Raw genomic sequence first — 16,133 nt, forward strand, 5'->3', positions numbered from 1 at the left:
CCGGTCAATTCAGCTTATGGTGCCATCGACCGGGGCTGACGGGAAACGCTGCGTGCGGCCACGGCCAGTCGCAGTTCACGTCGCTGCCCGGAATCGAGCACATCCGGCCAGAACAGCAGGCGCCGGCGGCGCCGATCCTCACGCCACAGCAACAACAGCCATGGGCCACGCACCACCAGCCTTGGCGTATCGACGTCCCGCCCGGCCACCTGCAGTGGCCCGGGAAGCGAAGGCAGAAGCACCTGCACGCGCGGCCGGCGCTGGCGCCAGGCCAGTTCGGCCAACCCGACGCCCCAGGCCAGCAGCAGCGCGGGCATCAGCAGCCGCGCAGGCAGATCGGAGGCACGCAGCAACCAGGGGGCGGCCAGCAGCACCACGACCTGGGCGGCGGCCTGCAGCCGCGAGGGGCGCCACTCAAGGCTTGAGGGCGAGGATCTTCTGCATGAGGGGGATCGCGTGCGCATGCGGGCAGGCCTCATAGCCCATGAACCAGCGCCACAACTTATCGTCCTCGCAGTCGAGCAGGAACAGGAAAACCTCGCGCTCTTCGGTCGGCGCAGTGCGCCATTCGTGGTCCAGGTAGCGGCCAAACAGCTGGTCCAGTTCTCGCATGCCGCGGCGGCAGCGCCAGCGCAGCTTCTTCAGCAGGACATCGTCTTCCATCGTGCTTCTCCAGATACAGCAAAGCCACGCATGGCGTGGCTCTACTGGGTGGTGCAGCCTCGCGTGGCGTGGCTCCACCGGGTACTGCCAGGCCTGTATCAGGCGCGGCGCTCCATCATCAGCTTCTTGATCTCGGCGATCGCCAGCGCCGGGTTCAGGCCCTTCGGGCAGGTCCGGGCACAGTTCATGATGGTGTGGCAGCGGTACAGCTTGAACGGATCTTCCAGATCGTCCAGGCGCGCGCCGGTGTCCTCATCGCGCGAGTCGATGATCCAGCGATAGGCCTGCAGCAGGATCGCCGGGCCCAGGTAACGCTCGCCGTTCCACCAGTAGCTCGGGCAGCTGGTCGAGCAGCAGGCGCACAGGATGCACTCATACAGGCCGTCGAGCTTCTTGCGGTCTTCCGGCGACTGCAGGCGCTCACGGTCCGGCGGTGCCGGGGTCTGGGTGCGGATCCACGGCTTGATCGAGGCGTACTGCGCGTAGAAGTGGGTCAGGTCCGGAACCAGATCCTTGACCACGTTCATGTGCGGCAGCGGGTAGATCGGCACTTCCTTCTTGCCGCAGTCCGAGATGGCTCGGGTGCAGGCCAGGGTGTTGGTGCCGTCGATGTTCATCGCGCACGAACCACAGATGCCTTCGCGGCAGGAGCGGCGGAAGGTCAGGGTCGGGTCGATCTCGTTCTTGATCTTGATCAGGGCGTCCAGGACCATCGGGCCACAGGCGTCCAGATCGACTTCATAGGTATCGGTGCGCGGGTTGCTGTCGTCGTCCGGACTCCAGCGGTAGATCTTGAAGGTGCGCACATTCTTGCCGCCGTTCTTGACGGGGAAGTGCTTGCCCTTCGTGATCTTGGAATTCTTGGGGAGTGAAAACTCGGCCATGGCTGCTCTCGTTGGCTCAGGCGGCCCGCGCCCGTGGGCGCGGATTGCATGGTAGGCGGGGTCGGATCAGTACACGCGCGGCTTCGGCGGCACCACGGACACGTCGTCGGTCAACGTGTACATGTGCACCGGACGGTAGTCGAAGCTGCACTTGCCCTTCTCGTCGACGCTGACCAGGGTGTGCTTCTGCCAGTTGACGTCGTCGCGGTCCGGATAGTCCTCGTGCGCATGCGCACCACGGCTTTCCTTGCGCTGTTCAGCCGAGTTGATCGTCGCCACCGCGTTGAGCAGCAGGTTGTTCAGCTCGTAGGTCTCGATCAGGTCCGAGTTCCAGACCAGCGAACGGTCGGAGACCTTCACGTCCTGGAACGAGTCGAAGATCTTGTCCATCTTCTCGCAGCCTTCCTTCAGCGTCTGGCTGGTGCGGAAGACGGCCGCGTCGGCCTGCATGGTGCGCTGCATGCGGTCGCGGATGACCGAGGTCGGGGTATCGCCGTTGGCGTGGCGCAGCTTGTCCAGCAGGCCCAGCGCCTTGTCGCAGGCATCGGCCGGCAGCGGCTTGTGCGCGGCGCCCGGCTTGATGGTCTCGGCGCAGCGGTTGGCCACCGCACGGCCGAACACCACCAGGTCGAGCAGCGAGTTCGAGCCCAGGCGGTTGGCGCCGTGCACGGACACGCAGGCCGCTTCGCCGATGGCGTACAGCCCCGGCACCACGGCGTTGTCGTTGTCGCCGACCTTCTGCACCACTTCACCGTGGTAGTTGGTCGGGATGCCGCCCATGTTGTAGTGCACGGTCGGAATGACCGGGATCGGCTGCTTGTGCACGTCGACGCCTGCGAAGATGCGGGCGCTCTCGGCGATGCCCGGCAGCTTCTCGTCGATCACGCCCGGGCCGAGGTGGGTCAGGTCGAGCAGGATGTGATCCTTGTGCTCGCCGACGCCGCGGCCTTCGCGGATCTCGATGGTCATCGAACGGCTGACCACGTCGCGCGAGGCCAGGTCCTTGTAGTGCGGTGCATAGCGCTCCATGAAGCGCTCGCCGCTGCTGTTGCGCAGGATGCCGCCTTCACCGCGGACACCCTCGGTGATCAGGCAGCCGGCGCCGTAGATGCCGGTCGGGTGGAACTGCACGAACTCCATGTCCTGCATGGCGATGCCGGCACGCATGGCCAGGCCGCCACCGTCGCCGGTGCAGGTGTGCGCCGAGGTAGCGCTGAAGTAGGCACGGCCGTAGCCGCCGGTGGCCAGCACCACGCCCTGGGCGCGGAACAGGTGCAGCGTGCCATCGGACATGTCCAGGGCCAGCACGCCGCGGCAGGCACCTTCGTCGTCGAAGATCAGGTCGAGCGCAAAGTACTCGATCATGAAGCGCGCATCGTGCTTCAGCGACTGCTGGTACAGGGTGTGCAGCATCGCGTGGCCGGTACGGTCGGCCGCCGCGCAGGTACGCTGCGCCGCCGGGCCTTCGCCGTACTTGGTGGTCATGCCACCGAACGGACGCTGGTAGATCTTGCCTTCGGCGGTGCGCGAGAACGGCACACCGTAGTGTTCGAGTTCGATGATGGCCGGGATGGCCTCACGGCACATGTACTCGATGGCGTCCTGGTCACCCAGCCAGTCCGAACCCTTGATGGTGTCGAAGAAGTGGTAGCGCCAGTCGTCCTCGCCCATGTTGCCGAGTGCGGCCGAAATACCGCCCTGGGCGGCGACGGTGTGCGAACGGGTCGGGAAGACCTTGGTCAGGCACACGGTCTGCAGGCCCTTGGCGGCCAGGCCGAACGTGGCGCGCAGGCCGGCACCGCCGGCGCCGACCACGACCATGTCGTACTTGTGTTCGGTGATCTTGTAAGCGGACATCTAATCTGGATTCCTGTGTAGGTGCCTGGGCTCAGGCAACGCCGAGGGCGATGCGGCCCACCGCAAACACACTGACGATCATGCCGAGCACGGCGACGAACTTCACCGCGGTCTGCAGCACCAGGGCCAGCAGCGATTCGTGGATGTAGTCTTCCAGCACGACCTGCATGCCGAGCTGCGCGTGCCAGAACATGGCGATCAGCAGGCCGATCAGCGGCACTGCATTCCACGGCTTGGCCACGGCGGCGGCGGCGGTCGCGTAATCCGAGCCCAGCAGGCCCAGTACGAAGACCAGGAACCAGATGCCCAGCACCACCAGCGCGGCGGCGGTCAGGCGCTGGTGCACGAAATGCTCGGTGCCGGTCTTGGCCGAGCCCAGGCCGCGCACGTTCTTCAGCGGGGTACGGAACTTGCTCACGCGGCACCTCCGAACATCACATAGGCCCACACCAGCAGGGTGATCACCAGGCTGCCGATGACCGACAGCCAGCTGCTGCGGATGAAGGCAGGGATGCTGAAGCCGATGGCGAAGTCCTGCACTACATGACGGATGCCATTGCACAGGTGATAGGCGAACGACCATGTCCACGCGAACAGGAACACGCGGCCATACCAGGCCCCGGCATGGCCGGTGAAGCAGTTCCAGGACTCGGGCCCCATCATCAGGGCCAGCAGGCCGGCAGCGATGATGAGGGCACCAACAGACAGAAAGATGCCAGTGGCTCGATGCAGGATCGAGGTGGCCATCTGAATCTGCCAGCGATACACCTGAAGGTGCGGGGAAAGTGGGCGTTGTCTGGTCGCCATTCGCTGGGCTCGTTGTCTCGGCTGGGCGGCACGCGGCCGCGTTGGCTCAATGCTGATCAGAAATCGATGCAGCGTCCGTTTTTCTCCCAATCGCCATACCGCACCGGATCAAGTCCGCCGCGGCCGCCGAATTCCTCTGCTTTTTCCTGTTCCACGGGCACGGGTGCCGCAGGGACCAGCGGGGCTTCAGATTCGTCGTCGGGAGTGGGGGTTGTTTGGCCTATCATGTTCGGTCTCGCAACGCACAAATTTTAGACCTCGTTCACGTGCCTGACAACCTGCCCCCTGCTTTCGTCGGATATCCGCGCCTGCCCGGCCACCAGCTGCTGAGCCTGCAGGGCCCGGATGCGGCCGCCTTCGCCCACGCCCAATTCAGCAGCGATGTCACCGCCCTGCCCCTGCTGCACTGGCAGTGGAGCGCCTGGCTGACTGCCAAGGGCCGCACCCTGGCAGTGTTCCAGCTGCTCCGGCTGGCCGACGATCACGTGATGCTGGTGCTGGCCGACGGCGATGCCGATGAGATTGCGTCGCAACTGCAGCGCTTCGTGTTCCGTCGCAAGGTGCAGGTACAGGTGCGCAGCGATCTGGCCGTGGCCGGTGCGTTCACTGCGCCCGAGGCTGCCAGCGGCGCCGCGATCGCGCTCGCTGCAGGTGACGGCTGGGAGCTGGACCTGGGCAGCGACGCCCTGCCGCGCACCCTGCGCATCGGGGCGGCGGCTGCCGTTGCATCCGGCAGCGAAACCGATGAGGCCGCCTTCGCCCTCGCCTGGCGCCAGGCCGACCTGCGCTACGGATTGCCGCGCTTGGACGAAAGCCAGCGCGAAGTGTGGACCCCGCAGCAGCTGGGCCTGGACCGCCTGAATGGCTACAGCGTGAAGAAAGGCTGCTACCCGGGCCAGGAAATCGTCGCCCGCACCCACTTCCTCGGCAAGGCCAAGCGCGCGGTGCAGCTGCTGCATACTGCGGCACCGGCACAGGCCGGCGATGGCGTGCTGCAGGACGGCGCGACGCTGGGCATGATCGCCAGCGTAGCCGGTGACCTGGCGCTGGCGGTGCTGCCGCTGGAGGCTGGCGACGCCGAGCTGCAGGTGGGTGATGCCATTGCGCAGCGCGTGCCGCTGCTGGATGGCCTGGCCCGCTGAAGCGAGCGGGGACCTGCACGGGTGGGTGCAGGAATGGTAGTGCCGGCCGTTGGCCGGCAACCATGCAGGGTCGAGGTTGCCGGCCAGCGGCCAGCACTACCGGCTACAGGCGCTCGCCGCTCTCTGCGTTGAAGAAATGCAGGCCCTGCGGGCGAATCGCCACGCGGATCTGCTCGCCCACTGCTGGCAGCGACTGTGGTGCCACGCGCATGGTCAGCGCGTGCTGGCCACTGCTCATGTTGACGAAGATCTCGTTGCCGACCGGTTCGATGCCTTCGATGCGCGCGGTGAATGCATGCGCATCATCGGCAGCCGCCGGCTGCAGGTGCTCCGGGCGCACGCCCACCGCGATCGGCTTCTGCAGCCATGCCGGATCGATCGTCGCCTGGCCCAGGGGGGCACGCCATTCGCCGTCGACCACGCTCACGCCGCCGGCATCGCCCTGCAGCGTGCCGCGCAGCACGTTCATCGCCGGGCTGCCGAGGAAACCGGCCACGAACAGGTTGGCCGGGCGGTCGTAGAGCGCCATCGGCGTATCGATCTGCTGGATGATGCCGTCCTTCAGCACCACGATGCGCTGGCCCAGGGTCATCGCTTCAACCTGGTCGTGCGTCACGTAGATCATGGTGGTGCCCAGCTTGCGGTGCAGCTGCGCGATCTCGGTGCGCACGCTGTGGCGCAGCTTGGCGTCGAGGTTGGACAGCGGCTCGTCGAGCAGGAACACCGCCGGCTCGCGCACCAGCGCCCGGCCCAGTGCCACGCGCTGACGCTGGCCACCGGACATCGCCTTGGGCAGCTTGTCCATCATCTCGGTCAGGCCCAGCGTCTGCGCGGCTTCGGCGATGCGCTTGTCGATGGTTGCCTTGTCATGCCCGCGCAGCTTCAGGCCGAAGGCCAGGTTCTCGGCCACGGTCATGTGCGGATACAACGCGTAGCTCTGGAACACCATGGCGATGTCGCGATCCTTCGGCGCCACGTCGTTGACCACGCGATCACCAATCGTCAGCGTGCCACCGCTGATCTCTTCCAGGCCCGCCACCATCCGCAACAGGGTCGACTTGCCACAGCCGGACGGACCGACCAGCACCATCAGCTCGCCATCGGCGACCTCGAAGGTGGCGTCCTTCACCGCGACTTGGCCGTTGTCATAGACCTTGCGCACACCCTGCAACTGCACTTTTGCCATATCACCTATCCGGTCCGCCCGAAGCCGGGCTGTCTTTTGGGACTGCCTCGGCCCTCCCGATGGCAGTGATGATTGCGCGCCTGCCGCATGACGGCGAGCACTGCAATCGAATACAGTTGCCCATTCTGCCATGTAAACGTTTTCACGTGGCACTATCCGATGATCGGTGCGCACCGATCTGCGTCGGCGGTTGAACGAAGGTTCCGCCGAGGTAGTGGTTTCGAATGGAACGGTCTTCCGCAACCCCGGAGATCGCCCCTGACGAACCTCGGACAGGCAGTTGCGCGGATGTCCCCCGAACCCAGCCATGAAGCGATTGACAACGATGTCACCCGGATCTGAAACTCGAGCGATGCACGACACCCTCTTCCTGTTCGGTGCCACAGGTGATCTGGCCCAGCGCTACCTGTTCCCTTCGCTGCTTCGCCTGCTTGGCGACGGCCTGCTGCCGGAGGACTTCCGCATCCGCGCACTGGCCCTGTCCGGGCATGACACCGAAGCCTTCCATGACATCCTGCGGCCGCGCCTGCAGCAGGCCATGCCGATGGCCACGCAGGACGACATCGCTGCCCTGCTGCGCCGCATCGACTACCGTTCGGTGGACCTGCGCGACGTCGACTCGGTTGCCGCTGCGGTCTCCGACCTGGTGCACCGCAAGTGCGTCAGCTACCTCGCCATTCCGCCGGGCCTGTACATTTCCACCTGCGAAGGCCTGGCCAAGGGCGGCGCCCTCGCCGCGCCGGCACGCCTGATGCTGGAGAAGCCGATCGGCAGCGACAGCGAGAGCGCCGAGGAAATCATCAGCACCATCGGCCAGTGGATCGACGAGGACCGCGTGTTCCGCCTCGACCACTACCTGGGCAAGGCGGCAGTGCAGAACCTGATCGCGCTGCGCTTCGGCAATACGCTGCTGGAAGCGGTGTGGAACCGCAACTACATCGAATCGGTGCACATCCTGGTGGCCGAGAGCGAAGGCGTGGACGGCCGTGACGCCTACTACGCCCGCTCCGGCGCGCTGCGCGACATGGTGCAGAGCCACATCCTGCAGCTGCTGTGCATGGTGGCGATGGAGCCGCCGGCGTCGCTGGAAGCCGACCGCATCCGCGACGAGAAGGTCAAGGTGCTGCGCGCCCTTCGCCCGCTCGACGCGAAGCACGCCGCGCGTGACAGCATCCGCGGCCGCTACACCGCTGGCACCATCAACGGCCAGCCGGCGCAGGCTTACCAGCCGCCGGAAGGCAGCGACGTGGAAACCTTCGCCGGTGTCACCGCGCATATCGACAACTGGCGCTGGAGCGGCGTGCCGTTCCATCTGGTCACCGGCAAGCGCCTGCCCGAGCGCACCACCCGCGTGGTGGTCACGCTGAAGCCGGTCACCCATTGGCTGTTCGAGCGCCCGCAGCGCGCGCAGGCCGCACCGAACCGCCTGGTGTTCCAGCTGCAGCCGCAGGAAAACATCGAACTGGGCCTGATGAGCAGCCTGGCCGGCCCGGAATGGGGCGCGCTGGAACTGCATCCGCTGGAACTGGAACTGTCAGTGCCAACCGGCCTGCATCGCCGCATCGCGTACGAGCGCCTGTTCCTGGATGCCTTCAATGGCAATCACACGCTGTTCGTGCGCGACGACGAAGTGCGTGCAGCGTGGGCCTGGATCGACAGCGTCGCCGACGCGTGGAAGGACGCCAAGCTGCCGCTGGAGCCCTACCCCGCCGGCCAATGGGGCCCGAGCAATGCCGGCGAGTTCCTGCCGCAGGGCGTGGACGCACCGGACAGCGGAGCGTCGGCATGAGCGCCAGCTCGCAGCCGGTGCTGGTGGCCGACATCGGCGGCACCAACGCCCGCTTCGCCCTGGCCGATACCTCGCAGGACGCGCCGCTGCGGAAGGACAGCATCCGCGAATACGCGGTGGCGGAGTTCCCTTCGCTGGGTGATGCGGCGCGCCACCACCTGGAACAGATCGGCGCCAGCGCAAGCCGCGGCGTGTTCGCAGTGGCCGGTCGCGTTGATGGCGATGAAGCGCGCATCACCAACCATCCGTGGGTGATCTCGCGCAACCGCACCGCAGCGATGCTCGGTTTCGACGAACTGCACCTGATCAACGACTTTGCCGCACAGGCGATGGCGATCTCGCTGCTGCAGCCCGAGGACGTGGTCCAGGTCGGCGGTGCCGCCTGGGTTCCGGGCAAGCCGGGCCAGCCGCGCAACTACGCAGTGATCGGGCCGGGTACCGGCCTCGGCGTGGGCGGCCTGATCATGCGCCACGGCCGCTGCTATCCGCTGGAAACCGAAGGCGGCCATGTCAGTTTCCCGCCGGGAACTCCGGAAGAGATCCGCATCCTCGAGATCCTGTCCGAACAGTTCGGCCGCGTCTCCAACGAGCGCCTGATCTGTGGCCCCGGCCTGGTCAACATCCACCGCGCCGTGTGCGAGATGGCCGGTATCGACCCGGGCCAGCTGCAGCCGGTGGACGTGACCGCCCGTGCCCTGCACGGTGATCCGCAGGCAATGCGCACCGTGGACGTGTTCTGCGCCGTGTTCGGCGCCATCGCCGGTGACCTGGTGCTCACCCAGGGCGCCTGGGATGGCGTGTTCCTGACCGGAGGCCTGACCCCGAAGATGCTCGATTCGCTGCAGCACTCCGGTTTCCGCCAGCGCTTCGAACACAAGGGCCGCTTCTCCTCGATCATGGCGCGCGTGCCCTCGTTGGCGGTGATGCATCCCCACGCCGGACTGCTTGGCGCCGCCGCCTATGCCACCGACGCCGAACGTGACGCACCAGGAGTTGCCGCATGAACCCCAGCTTCCACGACGACCGCATCGAGTTCATCCAGCACGGCGACGCCGACGGCTGGATCGAAGCGGTGGCCGCTGAGATGGCACGCACCCTCAACCACGACATCAATGACGTGGGCCGCGCCCGCATCCTGTTGTCCGGCGGCACCACGCCGGCCCCGGTCTACCAGGCACTGGCCGAGCTGGACGTGCACTGGGACCGGGTTGAAGTGAGCCTGGCCGACGAGCGCTGGCTGTCGCCGCAGGATCGCGACAGCAACGCCTGGCTGGTGCGCGAGCACCTGCTCAAGCGCACCGAGGGCGCCCACTTCGATCCGCTGGTACGGATCGGCAAGCCACTGCCCGAATGCGTGTACACCGCCAACCTGCAGGCGCAGCACAGCCAGCCGCCGAGCCTGGTAGCGCTGGGCATGGGCAACGACGGGCACACCGCCTCGCTGTTCCCTGGCTCGAAAGACCTCGCACGCGCACTGGAAAGCACCCTGCCCTATGCCGCGCTGGATGCCACCGGCTGCCCAGGCGCGAACCAGTGGCCGCTGCGCATCACGCTGACCCCGCACGGCCTGCGCCAGTGCCGCCAGCGCCTGCTGCTGCTGCGTGGCAAGCAGAAGCTGCAGGTACTGCGCCAGGCGCTGGACAGCAACGACGCCCAGCAGTACCCGATCCTCAATGCGATCAACCTGGAAGGCGCGCGCCTGCGCGTCCACTGGGCTGATTGATGTCGGCGGCGGCACCGTGCCGCCGCTTGCCTCTCGCCACCATGAACGCCGGTAGCCAATGAGCCTCCATCCTCAACTGCAAGCCATCACTGAGCGCGTCATCCGCCGCAGCGCCGCCTCGCGCGCCGCCTATCTGGCCGCGATCGATGCCTCCCTGCGTGAGGGCCCGTTCCGCAGCCGCCTGAGTTGCGGCAACCTCGCCCACGGGTTCGCCGCCTGCGGCGGCACCGACAAGAGCCGCCTGCGCGGCGGCGTGACGCCGAACCTGGGCATCATCACCGCCTACAACGACATGCTGTCGGCCCACCAGCCGTTCGAGACCTATCCCGAACAGATCCGCGACATCGCCCGCGAGCTGGGCGCCACCGCGCAGGTCGCCGGCGGCGTCCCTGCGATGTGCGACGGTGTCACCCAGGGCCGTGGTGGCATGGAGCTGTCGCTGTTCTCGCGCGATGTCATTGCCCAGGCCACGGCCATCGGCCTCAGCCATGACATGTTCGATACCACCGTCTACCTCGGCGTGTGCGACAAGATCGTGCCGGGCCTGCTGATCGGTGCGCTGGCCTTCGGCCATCTGCCGGCGGTGTTCGTACCGGCCGGCCCGATGACCCCGGGCATCCCGAACAAGCAGAAGGCCGAAGTGCGCGAGCGCTACGCCGCCGGTGAGGCCACCCGCGAAGAGCTGCTGGAAGCCGAGTCCGCGTCGTACCACGGTGCGGGCACCTGCACCTTCTACGGCACGGCCAACTCCAACCAGGTGTTGCTGGAAGCCATGGGCGTGCAGTTGCCGGGCGCATCGTTCGTCAATCCGGGCACGCCGCTGCGCGACGCCCTGACCCGCGAGGCAACCGAACGCGCGCTGGACATCACCGCACTGGGCGACGATTTCCGCCCGCTGGGCCGGATCATCGACGAGCGCGCGATCATCAACGCGGTCATCGCGCTGATGGCCACTGGCGGTTCGACCAACCACACCATCCACTGGATCGCGGTGGCGCGTGCGGCCGGCATCGTGCTGACCTGGGACGACTTCGACGAACTGTCGCAGCTGATTCCGCTGCTGGCCCGTGTCTACCCGAACGGCGAGGCCGACGTGAACCGTTTCGCGGCCGCTGGCGGCCCGGCCTTCGTGTTCGGCGAGCTGATCAAGGCGGGCCTGATGCACGGCGATCTGGTCAGCGTCGCGCGTGGCGGCATGTCCGACTATGCGCGCGAGCCGCAACTGCGTGACGGCCGGCTGGTCTACCTGCCGGGCCTGGAACACAGCGCCGATGACGAAGTGGTTCGTGGCGTCGACAATCCGTTCGAGCACCAGGGTGGCCTGCGCCTGCTGCGTGGCAACCTCGGCAAGTCGCTGATCAAGCTGTCGGCGGTGAAACCGCAGTACCGGACGATCGAAGCACCTGCGGTGGTGGTCGATGCACCGCAGGTATTGAACAAGCTGCACGCCGGTGGCCTGCTGCCGCAGGACTTCGTGGCGGTGGTGCGCTACCAGGGCCCGCGTGCCAACGGCATGCCCGAACTGCATTCGCTGGCACCGCTGCTGGGCCTGCTGCAGAACCAGGGCCGGCGCGTGGCGCTGGTCACCGACGGCCGCCTGTCCGGTGCGTCGGGCAAGATCCCGGCGGCCATCCATGTGACGCCGGAAGCGGCGCGTGGTGGCCCGCTGGCCAAGGTCCGCGAGGGCGACATGATCCGCCTCGACGGCGAGGCCGGCACGCTGGAAGTGCTGGTGGACGCGGCGGAATGGGCAGCACGTCCGCTGGCGCCGAACACCGCGCCGGCCGCGCATGACCTGGGCCGCAACCTGTTCGCGATCAACCGTCGCGTGGTGGGCCCGGCCGACCAGGGCGCGATTTCGATTTCGTGCGGGCCGGCGGCGGCCGATGGCGGGCCGTGGGAGTACGACGCGGAGTATGAGCTGGGGCACGATGCCGCAGCGGCGGCGGCGCCGCATGAGGCGAAAGACGCCTGACGCGAAAAGCCGCGGCAGGCTTCCCGGCTTGGGCAGTAGAGCGCCCTGGCCGGGACACGCCGTAAACCCCCTACGGGGCCGGCCCAACCGCTGGCGGTTGGGCGTTCGGGCGCTTGCAAAGCGGTGCTTCGCAAGCAAAGCGCCCTCACCCATGGGGGCTCGATCGCGGCATTCATGCCGCTCACAGTCCCGGCCAGGGCGCTCTACTGCCCTTGGACAATTCCCGGCGCGTCATTTGCGCTGCGGCCACTGAATCAAGAAGAGCAAAGGCAAGGGCAAAAGCATGGGTATCGAACAACATCAGGTGAAGGCGGCGGAGCTGTTGCATGCGGCGGGCATCCTGCCGGTGGTGACGATTCATACGCTGGACCAGGCGCGAGCGGTCAGTGCGGCGCTGCTGGAAGGTGGTCTGCCGGCGATCGAGCTGACGCTGCGCACGCCGGTGGCGATGGAAGCGCTGGCAATGCTCAAGCGCGAGCTGCCGGACGTGGTGGTGGGCGCCGGTACGGTGCTGACCGTGGAGCAGATGCAGCAGTCGATCGATGCGGGTGCTGACTTCCTGGTGACCCCGGGGACGCCGCCGGCGCTGGCTGATGCACTTGCCGCTGCGCCGCTGCCGGTGGTGCCGGGTGCGGCGACGCCGACCGAGCTGCTGTCGCTCTACGCCCGCGGTTTCCGCGTGTGCAAGCTGTTCCCGGCCACAGCCGTGGGCGGGCTGGCGATGATCAAGGGACTGGCCGGCCCGGTTGCCGACCTCAAGCTGTGCCCGACCGGCGGCATCACCGAGAACACCGCCGCCGAGTACCTCGAGCAGAAGAACGTGGTCTGCATCGGTGGTTCGTGGATGGTGCCGGGCAACTGGATTGCCGACGGCGAATGGGACAAGGTGCGCGCCAGCGCCGCCGACGCCGCGAAGATCATCAAGCGCGTGCGCGGCCACTGACATGAAGATCGGGGTCAGAGCCCTTTCCCGCCGGGAAAGGGATCCGACCCCAGGTTGCGAGCGCGCACAGCGCGCGACCCGCTCCTGCTCTTCAATCTTCATTCCGCGGTGGCGGCGCACGGAAACTGTCGGTGGCCCTGCGGAGGGATTGCGCAGGGGCGTAAGCGCCATGGATGGCGCGCCCGAGCCTTCAGGGATGGATTCACGGCGTCCCCTGCGCGGTCCCTCCGCAGGGCCAACCCCAGAAATCCAACCGCACCACCGCGAGGGGCTCAGCCGTTGGCCGAAACCCTTACAACGGCCGCGCCGGATCCACCAGCCCGTACTGGCTGGCCATGCGCGCCAGCGCGATGTTGTCGTGGATCCCCATCTTCTCGAACAACCGCGCCTTGTGCGTGTTCACCGTCTTCGCACTCAGGCTCAGGCGCCGCGCGATGTCTTCCTGGCGCAGGCCCTGGGTCAGCAGCAAGGCTACTTCCAGTTCGCGCGGCGACAGGCTGTCGAACGGCGATCCATTGCCCTCCACCGTCGACAGGGCCAGGTTCTGCGCGATGCTGGTGCCCAGGTAGCGACGGCCCATGGCCACATCGCGCACCGCGCGCAGCAGCTCCTGTGCATCGCAGCCCTTGCCGATGTAGCCCGCGGCCCCCGCCTCCAGCAAGCGCTTCGGCAGCGGCCCGTCTTCCAGCACCGATACGATCACCACGCGGGTGTTGCGGTGGCTGCGGACGATGCGCTCGGTCACTTCCATGCCACTCACACCGGGCAGGTGCAGGTCGCACAGCACCACGTCCGGCAACAGCTGGCGGACGTCGCGCAGTGCGTCTTCACCCGTCTCGGCTTCGCCCACCACCTCGATGTCGGTCTCCCCCGACAGGATCATCTTCATCCCGGTGCGGACCAGCGCATGGTCATCCACCAGGTAGACTCGAATCGTCATTCACGTACCTCTTCGAATGCGGCCATTGCAGGTCAAGCTAGGCAGGGCGCCGATACCCCTGCAAGCGCGTCCGGGACGCGATCCAGGCGTTCTGCCTTGCGCATCACAGTAACGCGCGTTGTGCTTGCCCCCTGTCTTGCAGAACCTGCTGCAACGAAACAACTGATCTATTACGTAGACGCCCCGGAAGGGTCATCCACGTCACCCCCCTGTGATGATGCTTCGCTGGCCGTCGCTGGCGGCGAATCCCGACGTCGCCAAGGATGCCGGCGACTGAACATGACCAGATAGCACCCTACCACCCAAACCAGCGCGGCACACCATCCGGCCAGGATGTCCGAGGGATAATGCACGCCCAGATAGACCCGTGAGACGCTCACCAGCAGGCTGAACGGGGGCGCCAGCAGCAGTACCGGCCAGCGCCAGCGGGTATTCCAGGCCAGCAGCACCAGGGTCGCGGCAAGGGTCATCGAGCCCATGGCGTGCCCGCTGGGGAAGCTGAACGTCGATTCCGGCGCAATCGACTCCCACAGGCTGGGGCGCTGGCGCTGGAAGAAGTGCTTGCTGCCCATGTTCAGCAACGCCGATCCCACGAAACTGACCGCGACAAAGGTCGCCTCGCGCCAGCGCCGGTAGCCCAGCAGCGCACCGATGATCAGCACGTCAGCAGGGATCAGGAACCACTCGTAGCCCAGTTTCGAGATGAGCACGAAGAAGCGGTCCAGCCATGGCGAATGCAGGCCATGCATCTGCCACAGCAGCGGCGCATCGAAATGGAACGATTCAAATTCGTGCACTTCGTCAGCCAGGGCGACGAAGCCCGCCAACGGCAGCAGTACGCCACCGAACAGCAGGACCAGGCGCCAGGCGTTGCGCGCCATCCAGTGGCGGAAACCGGAGGCCGACTCCGGAGCGGCGAGGATCGCAGGCTTATCCGGCGCTTCGGACATATTTGTGTTCGACGTAATCGTCGATCAGGGCGACGAACTCCTGGGCGATGTTGTCGCCACGCAGGGTCACCTTCTTCTCGCCATCGACGAATACCGGTGCTGCCGGCGTCTCGCCCGTGCCCGGCAGGGAGATGCCGATGTTGGCATGGCGCGACTCACCCGGCCCATTGACGATGCAGCCCATCACCGCCAGGGTCATGTTCTCCGCACCCGGGTGGTGGATCTTCCACAGCGGCATCTTCTCGCGCACATGGTTCTGCACCACTTTGGCCAGTTCCTGGAAGAACTCGGAGGTGGTGCGGCCGCAGCCCGGGCAGGCCGTGACCAGCGGCGTGAAGGCGCGCTGGCCGGTGGTCTGCAGCAGTTCCTGGGCGACGATCACTTCCTGCGTGCGCGACTGGCCCGGTTCCGGGGTCAGCGAGATGCGGATGGTGTCACCGATGCCTTCCTGCAGCAGCACGCTCAGCGCTGCCGACGAGGCGACGATGCCCTTGCTGCCGATACCGGCTTCGGTCAGGCCCAGGTGCAGGGCGAAGTCCGAGCGCTGCGCCAGGTCGCGGTACACCGCGATCAGTTCCTGCACGCCACTGACCTTGGCCGACAGCACGATCCGATCGCGCGGCAGGCCCAGTTCCACGGCCTGCTCGGCCGAATCCAGCGCCGAACGGATCAGCGCCTCACGCAGCACGCGGCCGGCGTCCCAGGGCTGCTCGCGCAGGTTGTTCTCGTCCATCAGCCTGGCCGCCAGGGCCTGGTCCAGCGAGCCCCAGTTGGCACCGATGCGCACCGGCTTGTTGTAGCGGATCGCGAACTCGATCAACTGGGCGAACTGCAGGTCCTTCTTCTTGCCGAAGCCGACATTGCCCGGGTTGATGCGGTACTTGGCCAACGCTTCCGCACATGCCGGTTCGGCAGTGAGCAGCTGGTGGCCGTTGTAGTGGAAGTCACCGATCAGCGGTACATCGATACCCATCATCGCCAGCTTGTCGACGATGCGCGGAATGGCCGCAGCGGCTTCCACGGTGTTGACGGTCAACCGCACCATCTCCGAACCTGCACGCCACAACTCGGCCACCTGCTTCACGCTGGAGGCCACGTCGGAGGTATCGGTGTTGGTCATCGACTGCACCACCACCGGCTTGCCCCCGCCTACGGTGACCCCGCCGATCTGGACGGCATGGGTCTGGCGGCGGGGCCAGGCGGTGGCATCGGAGGGGGGAGTCGGGCGGGTGACGGCGTCATGCATGGGCGCATTCTACCGCCCACTCCCGCAT

Annotated in this window: 17 protein-coding genes; 6 read left to right on the plus strand and 11 right to left on the minus strand. The window is 66.9% G+C overall.

Annotated features, from left to right (window positions below; genetic code table 11):
* Positions 1-14: 14 nt before the first annotated feature.
* The 7 genes from ACM0PB_RS07475 to ACM0PB_RS07505 form a co-directional block, all read right to left on the minus strand.
* On the minus strand, positions 15-464 hold the full coding sequence (locus tag ACM0PB_RS07475) for a hypothetical protein (RefSeq protein ID WP_032954094.1): 450 nt from the start codon (positions 462-464) through the stop codon (positions 15-17).
* Positions 415-663: an FAD assembly factor SdhE gene (locus ACM0PB_RS07480; protein WP_005416134.1), complete on the minus strand. Its 249-nt coding sequence runs from the start codon at positions 661-663 to the stop codon at positions 415-417. Before ACM0PB_RS07480 ends, ACM0PB_RS07475 begins: the two co-directional genes overlap by 50 nt.
* Before the next feature lie 98 nt (positions 664-761).
* Positions 762-1,547 carry a succinate dehydrogenase iron-sulfur subunit gene (locus ACM0PB_RS07485; RefSeq protein ID WP_005409079.1) on the minus strand — a complete coding sequence of 262 codons (786 nt, stop codon included), beginning with the start codon at positions 1,545-1,547 and terminating at the stop codon, positions 762-764.
* A gap of 66 nt (positions 1,548-1,613) precedes the next feature.
* Positions 1,614-3,404, minus strand: coding sequence for a succinate dehydrogenase flavoprotein subunit (sdhA, locus tag ACM0PB_RS07490; RefSeq protein ID WP_014036803.1), 1,791 nt, complete (start codon positions 3,402-3,404; stop codon positions 1,614-1,616).
* A gap of 31 nt (positions 3,405-3,435) precedes the next feature.
* The gene (gene sdhD / locus ACM0PB_RS07495; protein ID WP_005409077.1) at positions 3,436-3,822 is read right to left on the minus strand and encodes a succinate dehydrogenase, hydrophobic membrane anchor protein; all 387 of its coding nucleotides are present in this window, start codon (positions 3,820-3,822) and stop codon (positions 3,436-3,438) included.
* Positions 3,819-4,211, minus strand: a complete 393-nt coding sequence (sdhC, locus tag ACM0PB_RS07500) for a succinate dehydrogenase, cytochrome b556 subunit (RefSeq protein WP_005416132.1) — start codon at positions 4,209-4,211, stop codon at positions 3,819-3,821. Before sdhC ends, sdhD begins: the two co-directional genes overlap by 4 nt.
* A gap of 56 nt (positions 4,212-4,267) precedes the next feature.
* Complete coding sequence (locus ACM0PB_RS07505; RefSeq protein WP_005409075.1) at positions 4,268-4,438, minus strand: DUF1674 domain-containing protein; 171 nt, start codon at positions 4,436-4,438, stop codon at positions 4,268-4,270.
* Between the two features lie 39 nt (positions 4,439-4,477).
* Between ACM0PB_RS07505 and ygfZ the strand changes: the two genes are divergently transcribed.
* Complete coding sequence (ygfZ, locus tag ACM0PB_RS07510; RefSeq protein ID WP_414604675.1) at positions 4,478-5,353, plus strand: CAF17-like 4Fe-4S cluster assembly/insertion protein YgfZ; 876 nt, start codon at positions 4,478-4,480, stop codon at positions 5,351-5,353.
* Positions 5,354-5,456: 103 nt separating this feature from the next.
* On the opposite strand, the gene ACM0PB_RS07515 is transcribed toward ygfZ, so the two are convergent.
* Positions 5,457-6,539, minus strand: coding sequence for an ABC transporter ATP-binding protein (locus ACM0PB_RS07515; RefSeq protein WP_414604676.1), 1,083 nt, complete (start codon positions 6,537-6,539; stop codon positions 5,457-5,459).
* Between the two features lie 352 nt (positions 6,540-6,891).
* Here ACM0PB_RS07515 and zwf point away from each other — a divergent pair, with 352 nt between their 5' ends.
* The 5 genes from zwf (at position 6,892) to eda (ending at position 12,969) form a co-directional block, all read left to right on the plus strand.
* Positions 6,892-8,328, plus strand: coding sequence for a glucose-6-phosphate dehydrogenase (gene zwf / locus ACM0PB_RS07520; RefSeq protein ID WP_005416129.1), 1,437 nt, complete (start codon positions 6,892-6,894; stop codon positions 8,326-8,328).
* Positions 8,325-9,332 carry a glucokinase gene (gene glk / locus ACM0PB_RS07525; RefSeq protein WP_005416128.1) on the plus strand — a complete coding sequence of 336 codons (1,008 nt, stop codon included), beginning with the start codon at positions 8,325-8,327 and terminating at the stop codon, positions 9,330-9,332. Before zwf ends, glk begins: the two co-directional genes overlap by 4 nt.
* A complete protein-coding gene (gene pgl, locus ACM0PB_RS07530) occupies positions 9,329-10,051 on the plus strand; it encodes a 6-phosphogluconolactonase (protein WP_065185208.1) in 723 nt (240 codons plus the stop codon). Before glk ends, pgl begins: the two co-directional genes overlap by 4 nt.
* A 58-nt stretch (positions 10,052-10,109) precedes the next feature.
* Complete coding sequence (gene edd, locus ACM0PB_RS07535) at positions 10,110-12,026, plus strand: phosphogluconate dehydratase (RefSeq protein WP_005416126.1); 1,917 nt, start codon at positions 10,110-10,112, stop codon at positions 12,024-12,026.
* A gap of 283 nt (positions 12,027-12,309) precedes the next feature.
* Positions 12,310-12,969 (plus strand): bifunctional 4-hydroxy-2-oxoglutarate aldolase/2-dehydro-3-deoxy-phosphogluconate aldolase, encoded by a 660-nt coding sequence (eda, locus tag ACM0PB_RS07540; protein WP_049429315.1) that lies wholly within the window; start codon positions 12,310-12,312, stop codon positions 12,967-12,969.
* A gap of 292 nt (positions 12,970-13,261) precedes the next feature.
* Here the strand turns inward: eda and ACM0PB_RS07545 are convergent, their stop codons facing one another.
* The 3 genes from ACM0PB_RS07545 to ispG form a co-directional block, all read right to left on the minus strand.
* Positions 13,262-13,909 carry a response regulator gene (locus ACM0PB_RS07545; protein ID WP_005416124.1) on the minus strand — a complete coding sequence of 216 codons (648 nt, stop codon included), beginning with the start codon at positions 13,907-13,909 and terminating at the stop codon, positions 13,262-13,264.
* A gap of 170 nt (positions 13,910-14,079) precedes the next feature.
* A complete protein-coding gene (locus ACM0PB_RS07550) occupies positions 14,080-14,859 on the minus strand; it encodes a phosphatase PAP2 family protein (protein ID WP_005416123.1) in 780 nt (259 codons plus the stop codon).
* Positions 14,840-16,105 (minus strand): flavodoxin-dependent (E)-4-hydroxy-3-methylbut-2-enyl-diphosphate synthase, encoded by a 1,266-nt coding sequence (gene ispG, locus ACM0PB_RS07555; protein WP_049423521.1) that lies wholly within the window; start codon positions 16,103-16,105, stop codon positions 14,840-14,842. Before ispG ends, ACM0PB_RS07550 begins: the two co-directional genes overlap by 20 nt.
* Positions 16,106-16,133: the final 28 nt, after the last annotated feature.

The sequence above is a fragment of the Stenotrophomonas sp. AR029 genome, from assembly GCF_047520695.2.
Taxonomy (GTDB): Bacteria; Pseudomonadota; Gammaproteobacteria; order Xanthomonadales; family Xanthomonadaceae; genus Stenotrophomonas; species Stenotrophomonas sepilia.

Coding starts and splice junctions, on each gene's coding strand:
- ACM0PB_RS07475 (WP_032954094.1), bottom strand. CDS start 464: ATGCGCACGCGATCCCCCTCATGCAGAAGATCCTCGCCCTCAAGCCTT.
- ACM0PB_RS07480 (WP_005416134.1), bottom strand. CDS start 663: ATGGAAGACGATGTCCTGCTGAAGAAGCTGCGCTGGCGCTGCCGCCGC.
- ACM0PB_RS07485 (WP_005409079.1), bottom strand. CDS start 1,547: ATGGCCGAGTTTTCACTCCCCAAGAATTCCAAGATCACGAAGGGCAAG.
- sdhA (WP_014036803.1), bottom strand. CDS start 3,404: ATGTCCGCTTACAAGATCACCGAACACAAGTACGACATGGTCGTGGTC.
- sdhC (WP_005416132.1), bottom strand. CDS start 4,211: ATGGCGACCAGACAACGCCCACTTTCCCCGCACCTTCAGGTGTATCGC.
- ACM0PB_RS07505 (WP_005409075.1), bottom strand. CDS start 4,438: ATGATAGGCCAAACAACCCCCACTCCCGACGACGAATCTGAAGCCCCG.
- ACM0PB_RS07515 (WP_414604676.1), bottom strand. CDS start 6,539: ATGGCAAAAGTGCAGTTGCAGGGTGTGCGCAAGGTCTATGACAACGGC.
- zwf (WP_005416129.1), top strand. CDS start 6,892: ATGCACGACACCCTCTTCCTGTTCGGTGCCACAGGTGATCTGGCCCAG.
- glk (WP_005416128.1), top strand. CDS start 8,325: ATGAGCGCCAGCTCGCAGCCGGTGCTGGTGGCCGACATCGGCGGCACC.
- pgl (WP_065185208.1), top strand. CDS start 9,329: ATGAACCCCAGCTTCCACGACGACCGCATCGAGTTCATCCAGCACGGC.
- edd (WP_005416126.1), top strand. CDS start 10,110: ATGAGCCTCCATCCTCAACTGCAAGCCATCACTGAGCGCGTCATCCGC.
- eda (WP_049429315.1), top strand. CDS start 12,310: ATGGGTATCGAACAACATCAGGTGAAGGCGGCGGAGCTGTTGCATGCG.
- ACM0PB_RS07545 (WP_005416124.1), bottom strand. CDS start 13,909: ATGACGATTCGAGTCTACCTGGTGGATGACCATGCGCTGGTCCGCACC.
- ACM0PB_RS07550 (WP_005416123.1), bottom strand. CDS start 14,859: ATGTCCGAAGCGCCGGATAAGCCTGCGATCCTCGCCGCTCCGGAGTCG.
- ispG (WP_049423521.1), bottom strand. CDS start 16,105: ATGCATGACGCCGTCACCCGCCCGACTCCCCCCTCCGATGCCACCGCC.